Raw genomic sequence first — 13,974 nt, 5'->3', positions numbered from 1 at the left:
TAATCAATTTAAAATACGAATGACGGAAGAAATCAACAAAGCAATTTCGGTCTTAGGAAATGGTGGTCTTATCTTATATCCTACAGACACTGTTTGGGGAATCGGTTGTGACGCTACCAATGAGAATGCGGTCAGTAAGGTGTACAAGTTAAAGCAACGTGATGATAGCAAGGCCCTTGTTTGCCTCGTTGCGAACGATGCCATGCTAGAGCGTCATGTTGCAAAAGTACCTGACGTAGCTTATGACATAATGGACTTATCAAACAAGCCAACTACAATTGTTTACGATGATCCGAAAGGAATAGCCAAAAACTTGATAGCGGATGACAATACTATTGCTATTCGCGTAGCTTCCGATAAATTCTGTCAATATCTTATTGCTAAATTCAAAAAGCCAATTGTATCAACTTCAGCAAATATTTCAGGGCAACCAACACCAAAACAGTTTTCTGAAATAGATGAAGCGGTTTTAAATGGTGTTGACTATATCGTAAATTTGCAGCAAGAAAAAACAGGCCATACCCCTTCAGCAATTATTAAACTAAGTGCCGATGGTGTTGTAAAAGTGATACGAAAATAATGAGGCAAAAGAATTTTCAAGAAGCGCTTCAAGACCCGATCTTCAAAACACTCACTAAAGCATCTAAAGAACTTGAAGTGGATTGTTATGTTATTGGTGGTTTTGTGCGTGATTACATTTTACAGCGAGACAATGCAAAAGATATTGACGTAGTGGTTGTAGGCAGCGGTATTCAACTCGCCCAAAAAGTGGCATCGTTGTTAAACAACCAGCCCAAGGTATCCGTATTCAAAAACTTCGGTACCGCTATGCTGAAGCATAAAGATATTGAACTTGAATTCGTGGGTGCTCGTAAAGAAAGTTATCATCGCGATAGTAGAAAACCAATAGTCGAAAACGGCAGTCTTGAAGATGATCAAAACCGTAGAGACTTTACGATAAATGCACTGGCTCTTTCTCTGAATTCTAACAATTTTGGAGACTTGATTGACCCGTTCGAAGGAGTTAATGATCTTGAAAAAAAAATCATTCGAACACCTTTGGAGCCAGCCATTACTTTTTCCGATGATCCCTTGCGAATGATGCGCGCAATCCGTTTTGCCGCACAGTTAGACTTTATGATAGCATCACCATCGTTAAAAGCCATTGCGGACAATAAGGAGCGCCTAAAAATCATCTCAAAGGAACGTATTGTTGGGGAGCTTCATAAAATTTTAGCCAGTGATAAACCTTCAGTTGGCCTTGCTCTACTGCATAAGACCGAATTGCTACCCTATATTTTACCGGAGCTCGTTGCCCTCCAAGGCATTGAAGAAATCGAAGGTCAACGTCATAAAGACAATTTTTGGCATACCTTAGAGGTGGTAGATAACATTAGCAAAACAACCGATAACCTATGGCTACGCTGGGCTGCTTTACTTCACGACATCGGAAAAGCACCCACAAAAAAGTTCCATAAAAAATTAGGTTGGACATTTCATGGGCATGAATTTGTTGGATCAAAGATGGTTTACAAACTTTTCAAGCGTCTAAAAATGCCGTTAAACGACAAAATGAAATTTGTTCAGAAAATGGTTTTGATGAGTTCTCGGCCAATAGTTCTTTCAGAAGATTTTGCCACAGATTCTGCCGTGAGACGATTGATTTTTGATGCTGGAGATTACGTCGATGATCTTATGACACTTTGTGAGGCGGACATCACCACTAAAAATTCCAAAAAGCAAAAAAAATACAAAAACAACTTCAAAATAGTGCGGCAAAAAATCCTAGAAGTTGAGGAACGCGACCACATTCGAAATTTTCAACCTCCCGTTTCAGGAGAAGAAATTATGCAAACCTTCAACCTTCAACCTTCCAAGGAAATCGGTATGATCAAAGAAGCGATTAAAGAAGCTATTCTAGAAGGCGAAATTCCCAATGAATATGAGGCTGCAAAAACCCTGATGCTACAAAAAGGTAAAGAGCTTGGTCTTAAGTCAAGATGACACACTTACTAAATGAATCAAAGGAACACTCCATAAAACATCACATTATAAAAACACATGTGGCATAATAGCAATCACATTTGTAAGTTTTTGTAAGAATTTGTAAGATTTATTGTATTATGTAGGAAAGTTGGACGTCTCCTACAAAAAAGTGCATTTCATCGATATATTCACAGGCAAGTACAACATTCCCTCGATAAACGGCACTTCTAAGGCTATTTTTGTTAAAATTTTAGGCAGTTCATCGATTCATTTTTAACAACATGATGTATATTGCATCATCATAATGCCCCTGCGCTTATGAAAAAGTACGTGTTCTTTTTAGACCTCTCCAAACCAACCAAATTGATACAGGCCTTATTCGCTCCTGTACAAACTTCAGTTTTGTCAGAAGATAAATTAACTACTTCAGCTATGAGAAACCCTACCTTTTATTCAAATTCGATGTTAGTTTGCGCGTTATTTTTGATAACAGGCATATTATCTATACAATCAGCGAACGCTCAAGAAGCCGGAATCATTGTCAACGAGGCATCTAATGGGCCATCGGGCAATAAAGATTGGGTGGAACTCCTAGTGGTTGGTGATCCACTCAATCCAACCAACCCGGTTGATTTGACTGGCTGGTTCTTTGATGATAACAATGGTGATTTTGAAGGAACCAGTTCAACGGGTATCACAGGCGGAGCCATAGTTTTAAGTAGTGCATTTAATAGCGTTTCGCCAGGGTCGCTTATTGTAATCTATAATCAATCGGATAAAGACGCCGCCATAGCGGCAGATGACCCTACCGATGCAAACAATGACAAGGTCTATATACTACCGGGCAACCATGTCTCGCTAAGTGGTTGCACGAATCCCACGACAACGAATCCCAATTATATTCCATGTACCGGCACAACTGCCTCGTGGTCGCGTAGCACTTTTCGTGGATCAGGTGATGTCATGCAAACCAGAAAGCCTGACGGTACGTTCTTTCATGGTTTTTCTTATGGTAATGTCGGAGCACCTTTTCCGAATTTCCCTAATGGAAATACCTCATTTAACGCTGGGTCTGGTGGTGCTGGAAGTACTTTCATATTTGGCTGTGGAGACTGGACCGACAGCGGTAATATCTCAGCTGATACCGCTGCAAATAGTACACCTGGTGTTACCAATTCAAGTAGTAATGCAAATTTTATAGAGAATATAAGATTAGGCAGTTTGAATTATACCAATCTTGCCGACCCTACCAACTGTTCCGATCCATGTGACCCTATAGCCTCCGGTAATGCCGATAGCGATAATGATGGAGTAAGTGATATTTGCGATTTAGATGATGACAATGATGGTATCATAGACATACTGGAAAATGCAATAACCCAGATAGATTCGGATCTTTATGCTAATAGACTTGATCTTGACAGCGATGATGATGGTATCAGCGATACCATCGAGTATGGTGTTGACATTTCGGGAGTGGACTTTACTCTTGACGGGGATTCCGATGGAATACCCGATGCAATGGATGCTTCTGGAGGGGGTACTGATAGTAATGGAAACGGAGTCATAGACAGTTTTGATCCCATTGATACTGATGGCGATGCTGTTGTTGATGTAGCGGATATTGATAGTGATAACGATGGAATTTATGATGTTGTTGAAGTCGGTTTTGGGGCCAACGATACTAACAATGACGGTCGAGTTTCCGCCTCGCCAGCTATTGATGTGAACGGAAATGGTCATGTAGATGCATTTGAAGGCAGTACACCTACAAATACGGTCACTACTACCCCAGCAAATTTTATAAATACCGATAGTGACGGAGATGGCTGCAGCGATGCAGACGAAGCATATTTTGGTTCAATAGCGGATGCCGATGGTGATAATGATGGAGAATATGGTAATGCACCCATCACAGTTGACCCTGCAGATGGTTCAGTAGATGGTGCGGCCTATGACTCCGAAAATTCGTTCTATTTGGATGGAAATGCCAGTTCTTGTATAGATAGTGACAATGACGGTGTACCTGATAGTACCGATTTGGATGACGATAATGATGGTATTCTCGATACTGTAGAATGTGGGGGTACAGCATTAGGCTTCTCATTTTTACCAAACGGTGATTTTGGCGTTGCCAATACAGCCAGTGACACTTTCTTCAGTGGCTCTGGTAACGGTACTGGCAACCCAGATAATTATAACACCTACGCCAAACCTATGCCTGCTGGTATTTTGACCACATACGGTTATCAAGCACCCAGGCCGGCAGATGGAAACTATGCCGTTGTTACAAATTCCATTGGGTTTTCATATTTGGCGAGTCAGACCATTCCCAATTTTTGGCTTGATATCGAAGATCTAACCATAGATGCTACGGGTGAACTTGGTTATTTTGCCCTTTTTAATGCGGCCGGTGGTGCAGGAACATTTTTCGAACAAACGGTACCAGGGCTCACCATCGGTGAAAGATACAAATTCACCTCGGGTATCATCAATCTCTTCAATCCAGGATATCTGGATAACGGAACAGAACAATTTCTTAGCAATACCCCAATACCTCCAAACGTTACCATGATCATTTCCGATACCGGAGGAAATATCGTTGCCCAAATCGATTCAGGCGACATACCCAATGATGGCACCTGGAAGGAAGTTTCCTTAGCATTTACAGCAACCGCTGCTGATATGGTACTAACGATCAGTAACAACACACCTGGTGGCATTGGTAATGACTTTGGAATAGACAATGTTTCATTAGAACTAATATGCGATTTTGACGGCGATGGAATACCCAATAGCCTCGACCTTGATAGCGACAATGATGGTATTGCCGACGTCATAGAATCTGGTGGAACCGATGCCGATATGGACGGAAGAGCCGATGACGATGACGACAACGTGAACAATACAGCAAGCAATGGTGTTCCGACCACCGCTGGTGCAGGGGCAAACCCACCAAATTCAGATAGCAACGCAAACGACCAACCCGATTATTTGGATATTGATGCCGACGATGATGGCATTCCCGACAATGTGGAAGCGCAGCCAACCGATACCTACCAAGCTCCAAGTGGAATTGGTACTGGTATTACAGATGGAAATATGAACGGCCTCGATGATAACTATGAAAATGGTGGGCTCATTGGTATTGATCCTGAAAATACAGACCTAAGTGACAATCCTGATTACATAGATGAAGATAGTGACAATGATACCATCTTAGACATACGTGAAAATGGGGATACCGATAATATATTAGCAAATGTAGATACTGATGGTGATGGTCTGGATGACGCTTTTGATGATATTGATGATTCCGCTATCGATGGCGCAACGGTAAATGATGGCATAAATCCTCCAGATGCCACAAATCTAGGCGATGAAGATAACGATCTAGGAACTGGGGGTGATGTTGACTATCGCGATATTTCAACGACAGACTCTGATGGTGATGGCATTAGTGATGTAAACGATTTAGACGACGACAATGATGGGGTTTTAGATAGCGTAGAAGGTACTGGAGACACAGATGGTGACGGAATACCCGACGCCTTGGATCTCGACAGCGATAACGATGGCATACCCGACATTACGGAAGCGGGTGGAACCGATTCTGACGGTGATGGCCAAATAGATTATCCAACTCCTGGCGATCCAATGTCAATGAACGATACCAACAATGATGGTTTGGATGATGGCATCGCCGCCTCTCCCCTACCCGATACCGATACCGATGGAGATGGCCTGGTTGATAGGTTAGATCTTGATGCCGACAACGACGGTATTGCTGATATTATTGAAGCTGGCGGTACAGATGCGAACGCTGATGGTCAAGTGGACTATACTACTGCTGGTGACCCAACGACAATGCCAGATGCAGACGGTGATGGTTTTATTGATTCCATTGATACTGATGATAACACGATTATTGGTGTTGGCGATGGCGGAACTGCACTTCCCGATAGTGATACCGATGGCGATGGTTTCGCTAACAGATTGGATCTCGATTCCGACAACGACGGTATTCACGATGTTCTTGAATCTGGTGGAATCGATAGCGACGGCAATGGAACCGCAGATGATGATGATGACAACACAAACAATGTCGGTAGTAACGGTATTCCTACTTCAGCGGGAGGAGGTACCACTCCTACCGATACAGGTGCAAATGCATCACCAGATTATCTCAACTTAGATAGTGATGAAGACGGATGTAGCGATGCCAATGAGGCATATTCCAGCGCAAGTGCCGATGGAGATGACGGAGGTCAATTTGGAACTAGTACCCCAGCGACTACCGGGGCATTTGGATTAGTTAGTGCGGCCACGTATGATACGGGGATAGTGGCATCGGTTACAGACGCCACAGATGCGACTGCATGTGATGTTGTTGACACCGATGGTGACGGCGTTTTAGACGACCAGGAAATTACAGATGGTACCGATCCCAATGATCCTTGTGACTATGTGATCGCAAGCATCACTGAGCCACAAAGCGGTGCATGGTTAACCGCAGATTGTGATGGTGATGGAGTTACCAACGGCACTGAAATAGTAGATGGCACAAATCCTGAAGACCCTTGTGATTTCAATGCATCTAATATTACTTTGGCCGTATCTGGTGATTATTTGATTACTGATTGTGATGGTGATGGGGTTACCAATGGTACGGAAATAGCAGATAATACAGACCCTGAAGATCCGTGCGACTTTTTGGAAACTAGTGTAACGCTTGAAAAATCTGGAGACTGGCTAACGGCTGATTGCGATGGAGATATGATTACTAATGGGCAAGAGCTTACCGATGGAACCAATCCGAATGACCCTTGTAGCTCAATAGGTGGTACACCACCGCCAGAGATAGTCTGCGATATTATTATAGAGAGTGATTTGGTAAATCCAGGTTTGAATGACGGCATTTTCCGTATTACCAACATTGAGGCTTACCCTGACAACGATGTTAAAATCTATAATAGATGGGGTATTCTGGTTTTTGAAACACAAGGTTATGATAATACAACAAGAGCATTCCGCGGCATATCGAACGGAAGAGCCACAGTGCAGATGAACAAAGAACTTCCTGTTGGCGTTTACTTCTATATCATTAATTATAGAAGTACTGCAAATTCTGGCACCAAGTCAGGTTATTTATACGTTAACAGATAATCCATACCCTCAACCCTAAAAGTAAACTCGATAATCATGAAAAAGTTCATACTAACACTAGTTTTCCTAACAATCGCGGTAGGGGGCGTCATGGCACAACAAGATGCACAGTACACTCAGTATATGTACAACACCTTGGCTGTTAACCCTGCTTATGCTGGTTCTAGAGGTGTTTTAAGCATCAACGCCCTGCACAGATCACAATGGGTTGGCCTTGATGGTGCTCCGACCACGCAAACCGTAAATTTTAATACTCCAGTTGCTAAGAGACTGGGTGTTGGTCTTTCAATAGTAAACGATAGAATTGGTAATGGTACAAATCAGGATACCTATTTCGATGCTGTAGCCTCGTATACGGTACAAACCTCAAAAACAGGAAAGCTGTCCTTTGGAATAAAGGCAGGTGGGCATGCTTTGAATATTGATTTTACGCAGCTTCAAAATTATAATAATGAAGCGACAACGCTTGGTCTTAGTAACATTGATAAAAAATTCTCGCCAAATTTTGGCGCTGGAATTTACTATCATACAGATACATTCTACGCCGGACTTTCTGTGCCTAACTTCTTAAAAACCGAACATTTTGATAATAGCACGGCGAGCTTGGCACAAGAGCGAATGAATTTCTATTTGATTACCGGTTATGTATTCGATTTAAATCCGAATTTGAAATTCAAGCCTGCAGCCTTACTAAAAGCGGTTAGTGGTGCACCGCTACAAATAGACCTTTCAGCAAATTTTATGTTTAATCAAAAATTTACCTTGGGAGCAGCCTATAGATGGGATGCCGCTTTTAGTGGTATGTTCGGCTTTCAGATAACGGACCAATTTATGTTAGGCCTTGCCTACGACAAAGAGACAACCGAACTTGGTAATACCACTTTTAACGATGGTTCTTTTGAAGTCCTTTTACGCTATGAATTACGCACCAAATATAAAAACGTAATAGCACCGAGATTCTTTTAAATTATAAGGAGATGGACAAAAAAATAAAATACATATTATGCGCTGCACTAATGGTTTGTGCAGTAGTTGCAGCTCAAGACAAAAAAACGAAAAAAGCCAAGGACAACTTTGAAAGCTATTCCTATGTTCCTGCAATAGAGAGCTACGAAGAATTGGTTGACCAGGGTTACTCGGAAGAAGACATCTTTAAAAATTTAGGTGACGCCAACTACCAAAATGCAAACTATAGCGAAGCAGCTAATTGGTACAGTAAACTTTTTGCCATTGAAGGGGCAACAGCAGATGCAGATTATATGTATCGCTATGCGCAGTCTTTAAAATCATCAGAAGAATATGAAGCTTCCAACATTTGGATGCAAAAATATCAGGCCGCTAAACAAGCCGATGTTCGTGCGAAAAAAATTGCCGACAACCCCGATTATTTGAAGCGGATTGAAAATAACTCGGGACGCTACGATATTAAAAGTCTGACGCTAAATTCTATTGCATCTGATTTTGCCCCTTCATTCAAAGGAGAACAATTGGTTTTTTCTACTGCCCGTGATAGCGGTACGGTTTCAAGAAAAATACATACCTGGAATAATCAACCCTTTACCAATCTTTATGCCGCAAGCGTATCAGCCAATGGTGATTTCGGACCGGTTATTAAATTATCTTCTCTAAATAAAAAAACACACGAAACTTCTGCTGTTTTTACGAAGGATGGCACTACAGTGTATTTTACAAGGAATAATTCGGAAAACGGAAATTTTTCTCGTGACGCAGATGGTGTTAGCAGATTAAAAATTTACCGTGCCAATCTCCAAAACGGAGAATGGACGAACATTACAGAATTATCATTTAATGGAGACAACTACTCCGCGGCACATCCGGCATTGAGCCCTGATGAACGCAAACTATATTTTGCCTCAGATATGGAGGGTACAATAGGTGCCTCCGATATTTTTGTGGTAGACCTAAATGAAGATGGAAGTGTAGGAACTCCTAAAAACTTGGGAAATATCATCAATACAGAGGCTAGAGAAACGTTTCCTTTTGTTACCGCTTCAAATGTCTTGTATTTTGCCTCAGACGGACACCCTGGTCTTGGAGGTTTAGATGTTTTTGCTACTAAAATCGAAGATATGAGCAACCTCTATGTTGTCAATGTTGGAAAATCGGTTAATAGTGAGCAAGATGATTTTTCATTTATCATCAACGACGAAACCAAAAAAGGCTTTTTCGCTTCGAATAGAGACGGTGGGCTGGGGAGTGATGATATTTACGGGTTTACAGAAACCAAAGAAATCGACCTTACTTGCAATACTTTGGTTGAGGGAATCGTAAAAGATGAGGCCACTGGCGAACCCCTGGAAGGAGCGAAAGTCGCCATCTTAAACGGTACTAGTGAAGTAATTTCAGAAACCATTTCAGGTGACAATGGTACATTTACGCTCGAAGGAGATTGTAGAGAGGGTGATTACCAAATTGTTGTTTCAAAAGATGAATACGACGATGGGAACACGGTTTTTAAAGTGGTTCGAGCCAATGATACCTCAGGAGTTGAAATAGCATTGACAAGAACCCTTAAAAGAGCAGCTGTAGGTACAGATTTAGTTGCATTTTTAGCATTGAGACCAGTGTACTTTGATTTAGACAAAGCAGCTATCAGGCCAGATGCCTCGGCCACTATGCTAAAGGTTATCGAGTATATGAATCTTTTTCCAGACATTAAAATTCAAATTCAGTCTCATACCGATGCCAAAGCAGGTACAGGGTACAATCAAAGACTATCGCAAAGACGTGCAGATAACACCGTAACCTATTTGCTAGCTAATAAAATGGATGCATCTCGAGTTTCTGCCAAAGGATTTGGTGAAAGCAAATTAGCCAACGATTGTGTCGACTGGACAAAATGCACCCCAGAAAAAAATGAAGAAAACAGACGATCAGAATTTATCGTAGTTGAATAATACAGTAACCAACTCATATTTTAAAATGCCGTTCGTAATGAATGGCATTTTTGTTTCGAAAAATCCGGCTTGAACACAGAAAATAAAGAATTTAACCAGTCATTTTCTTAGCTAAGAGTAGTAATTTTGCAAAACAATCTCTTCGATTAAAAATGCAGAAAAGCTTCCGTAAAATTGCTAAAATCGCTCTGGTTTTGGTCTATTTGGTAATTGTAGCCGGTGCAATAGTGCGCGTAACAGGAAGCGGTATGGGTTGCCCTGATTGGCCAAAGTGTTTCGGTTATTACATTCCCCCTACCGACATTAGTGAAATAGAGTGGATGCCTGAAAAAGAGTTTAAAAAAGGGCAAATTGTAATTGTAAATAAAGCGCTTCAGGTAGCCACAAAAGATTTTGAATCTTCGGAAACCTATAAGCAAGAAAATTGGGAGGCCTATACCAAACATGAATATGCCAAATTCAATGCTTGGCATACTTGGATCGAATACATCAATAGATTAGTAACCGTAGTTTTGGGTATACCAATGCTAATATTATTCTTTCTCTCTTTTTGGCTGTTCAAAAAAGATCGGGTAATTACGGTAGTTACGATTTTGACGCTTTTGGTACTAGCCCTTCAAGCCATACTCGGTAAACTTGTAGTCGATACTAATTTGAAACCTATTATGATTTCTGTTCATATGATTATTGCTCTGGTAATTATGGCCATGCTCATATACTTAATTCACAGAACTGGAAGTCAAGCAGATACGATCAAATATGATAAAAAACTCACTGTAGCCTTAGTACTAGCCTTTGGGGCGAGCCTTGCTCAGATTATTTTAGGCATTCAAGTCAGGCAATTTGTTGATATTCAAATCGACGTTTTAGGCGAAGGAACAGCAAATTTATGGTTAGATAATCCGTCTCTTTCCTTTTATATACATAGATCCTTCTCTGTACTAGTGGTTTTGTTGAACCTATTTTTGGCCTATCGCATTTACAAGTTTAATTTAGGATTTACCAAGATCAACTGGGTTTTACTTATTATAGTTGTTGAAGTGGCTTCCGGTATGGCCATGTATTATTTGGATTTCCCTATGGCCAGTCAGCCCTTACATCTTGTCTTGGCTTCCCTCCTATTTGGTATGCAATTCTATTTGATTTTGGAAGCATTTAAATCAAAAAGAAGTCACAAAACTTTGTAACTTTGTCTTCCCGCAAAACGAAACACTAATGATTTACAAAGTGCGCATTATCCTAGATGCGAAGGATGATATCTTTAGAGATATCGAAATTGATGCAAGCAATTCCATGGAAGAATTCCATAATTCCATATCGCAAGCCTTCGGATTTCTAGGCAATGAAATGGCTTCTTTTTATACCTGTGATAACGAGTGGGTACAAGATGAAGAAATAGCTCTTTTTGACATGAGTGAGAAAGGTTCGGATGTTCGTTTGATGAATGAAACATTCTTGGAGGATGTAATGAACAAAAACACCCCAAAGCTCATTTATGTGTACGACTTTCTAAATATGTGGACGTTCTTTGTCGAGCTTGCAGATATTGTTGATAATGAGGCCGGAGTATCTTATCCTAACTTATTATTTAGTTTTGGTGAATTGCCAGAAACCCCGCCAGAAAAGAATTTCAAAGCCGATCCTACCTTCGATTTTGATGATACCTTAGAAAACTATGATGATCTAGACTTTGATGAAAATTGGAATTGAAGTCAAAAATCAAAAAATTAATCTCTTAACGCTTAACTTTTCAAAAAACGATGATCAACCTATATTCTACCCAAATCGAAAGTATCTCACTACATCGTGTTGGCAATAAAAATAAGAGTGAAGGCATATTTCTTTCAGACGAGCCTTTTGGTTTAAACGATGAAACCACTGGTTTGTTAAAGGAGTACTTCTTTCGTCCTTTTCGTGAAAAAGAGGAGAATTACTTTAAACTATCTCATGAGGTTGATCTGGAATTCAATGAGCTGTACAAAATGGCTACCGAGATTTTTGCCGACCCTGCTTCGGCTCATTTAAACTCAAAAACGATCGCAACACACTTATTTGAACAATCAGATCATCCGCATATAAAAAGCGGTGAAGTATACATTGGATATTTAACGGGAGTGCAACTTGACAATGTAAAGGTAGATGCCATCGGCATATTTAAAAGTGAGTTGAAACACGATTTTTTACAATTCGAAGAAAGAGGAAGCAATCTGAATATATTGGTTCAGCAGGGCATTAACATCAATAAACTAGATAAAGGATGCCTCATCTTCAATGTAGACAAAGAAGAAGGATATAAGGTACTTTCAGTGGATAGCAATCGGTATGATGCCAAATATTGGTTAGAAAACTTTTTAGGGGCTGAACCTCTTTCAGACGATAATTTTAAAACTAAAAACTATTTAAAGTTCTGTCAGAATTTTGCCAAAGATGTGGTTTTACCTGCTGAAGACAAGCAGCAAGAAGTACTATTTATGAATCGTGCAGTCAATCATTTTGCCAAGAATGACGCATTTGAGGAAAGTAATTTTTTGACTGAGGTAATGGAGAATCCCGAATTGATTCCAGAATTCAAACATTATAAGGTCGAAAAAGGCCCTAAGTACAGTATCGAAGATGTTTCAAATTTTGACATCGCGAATAAGGCCGTATCAGACGCACGAAAGAAAATAAAGAACGTTATCAGTTTAGATACCAACATACAGATAAAAATGGATTTTATAAATCCTGAATCTGCTGAAAAATTTGTTGAAAAAGGTTGGGATGAAGAACGGCAAATGTATTACTACCTTGTTTATTTTAATAAGGAACAGAAGAGCTAAGATTTCAAATCAATTCGATTTTCAATAATTTGTTTCATACTTACATTCTCGTAATTGCGTTTTACAAAATCGAGTCCAAGGGTTAGTATTTCACCCATATTCTTGCATTGCTTAAATTTCATATCAAGAATGAAAGCTTGAATTTCAGCGCGTAGCATCTCTACATTTTTGTCAAGAGAAATACGATCTTCGCGACAAATATCAATGAGTTCTTCTATTCTATCTTCTGAACTAATAATCCGTTTGGCAACTATTGAACGTTCTTCCACCTTATACTGATCAACAGAATTTTTTTGCAATTTCTCACGTACCAACTCCACCATTAAAAAGTTCTCCTTAAAAAACTGTGGGCGGTATACCTTTAACTTACCCTCAAAACATTGTTGATCAAAATCAATCGCCCGTATTTTATACACCACATGGTCAAAATCATGCGTCGGTACAATGACATAATTATAGGATCGCATATCTCCTAATAACCGAATCATACAGCGTTCGTTGAATTTTACAAATTCTTTGGCCAACTGGGCTTTTTCCGATTCCGTGCACTTTGGAAGCATATCCTTTATAAATACATCCCCTGGTATGCCTGCAATATGCTCTTCGATCAACGTATCTTTGTACACCAAAAAGTTGAGATTGTAAGGAGAAAGCATATGCTCTAATTCCAATCCGTAAACCCGAGAAGCATCTGTTTTTTTTACATAGAAATAGGTGAAGTTATCGTTTAAGATATTTCTAATCTTAATTCTGAACGGTTTTGAATTACCAAAGGTGCAGTAGTCTACCGCGTCAACATTTAAATATTCGATGATACGATCACTACCGTCAGAATGTAAAATAGAATATACTTTTTTAAGGCTTAGATCAATTTCCTTGCGTTCGTGATCTTCATAATACACGCGTACCCAAAGTGTGTCTTCATCATTTCCATCGTAAACTACCACCGAGCCAGCAAAACGCAAAAGATCTTCATAAAAGATTGGAATTTCAATCTTTCGATTGTAATAATCGAGATATTTATCCAGCTTTTCACTTACAGGATAAGCGGGTTTCTTTTTTGACATTAACTTTTCTTCGGCCAT

At 40.1% G+C, this 13,974-nt stretch carries 9 protein-coding genes; 8 read left to right on the top strand and 1 reads right to left on the bottom strand.

The annotated features are described in order from the left end of the window. Positions 1-19 precede the first annotated feature (19 nt). From ABJN95_RS19690 to ABJN95_RS19655, 8 genes are all read left to right on the top strand, one after another. Positions 20-580: an L-threonylcarbamoyladenylate synthase gene (locus tag ABJN95_RS19690; RefSeq protein WP_348373018.1), complete on the top strand. Its 561-nt coding sequence runs from the start codon at positions 20-22 to the stop codon at positions 578-580. After that, positions 580-2,004, top strand: coding sequence for an HD domain-containing protein (locus ABJN95_RS19685; protein ID WP_348373016.1), 1,425 nt, complete (start codon positions 580-582; stop codon positions 2,002-2,004). The genes ABJN95_RS19690 and ABJN95_RS19685 overlap by 1 nt, the downstream gene beginning before the upstream one ends. A 300-nt stretch (positions 2,005-2,304) precedes the next feature. Continuing rightward, on the top strand, positions 2,305-7,152 hold the full coding sequence (locus ABJN95_RS19680) for a gliding motility-associated C-terminal domain-containing protein (RefSeq protein WP_348373015.1): 4,848 nt from the start codon (positions 2,305-2,307) through the stop codon (positions 7,150-7,152). Between the two features lie 36 nt (positions 7,153-7,188). Next, positions 7,189-8,118, top strand: a complete 930-nt coding sequence (locus tag ABJN95_RS19675) for a type IX secretion system membrane protein PorP/SprF (protein WP_348373012.1) — start codon at positions 7,189-7,191, stop codon at positions 8,116-8,118. Positions 8,119-8,129: 11 nt separating this feature from the next. Continuing rightward, a complete protein-coding gene (locus ABJN95_RS19670) occupies positions 8,130-10,070 on the top strand; it encodes an OmpA family protein (protein WP_348373010.1) in 1,941 nt (646 codons plus the stop codon). Positions 10,071-10,222: 152 nt separating this feature from the next. Then, complete coding sequence (locus tag ABJN95_RS19665; RefSeq protein WP_348373008.1) at positions 10,223-11,257, top strand: COX15/CtaA family protein; 1,035 nt, start codon at positions 10,223-10,225, stop codon at positions 11,255-11,257. 28 nt (positions 11,258-11,285) lie between these two features. After that, entirely contained in the window at positions 11,286-11,780 is a 495-nt protein-coding gene (locus tag ABJN95_RS19660) for a hypothetical protein (RefSeq protein ID WP_348373006.1), read from the top strand. 50 nt (positions 11,781-11,830) lie between these two features. Continuing rightward, complete coding sequence (locus ABJN95_RS19655; RefSeq protein WP_348373004.1) at positions 11,831-12,889, top strand: nucleoid-associated protein; 1,059 nt, start codon at positions 11,831-11,833, stop codon at positions 12,887-12,889. On the opposite strand, the gene ABJN95_RS19650 is transcribed toward ABJN95_RS19655, so the two are convergent. After that, entirely contained in the window at positions 12,886-13,974 is a 1,089-nt protein-coding gene (locus ABJN95_RS19650; RefSeq protein WP_348373003.1) for a hypothetical protein, read from the bottom strand. The genes ABJN95_RS19655 and ABJN95_RS19650 overlap by 4 nt on opposite strands.

It is taken from the genome of Maribacter sp. (assembly GCF_039974175.1).
GTDB lineage: Bacteria > Bacteroidota > Bacteroidia > Flavobacteriales > Flavobacteriaceae > Maribacter_C.
The sequence above is the reverse complement of the archived record's forward strand: the minus strand, read 5'-3'. Positions and strand labels throughout refer to the sequence as shown.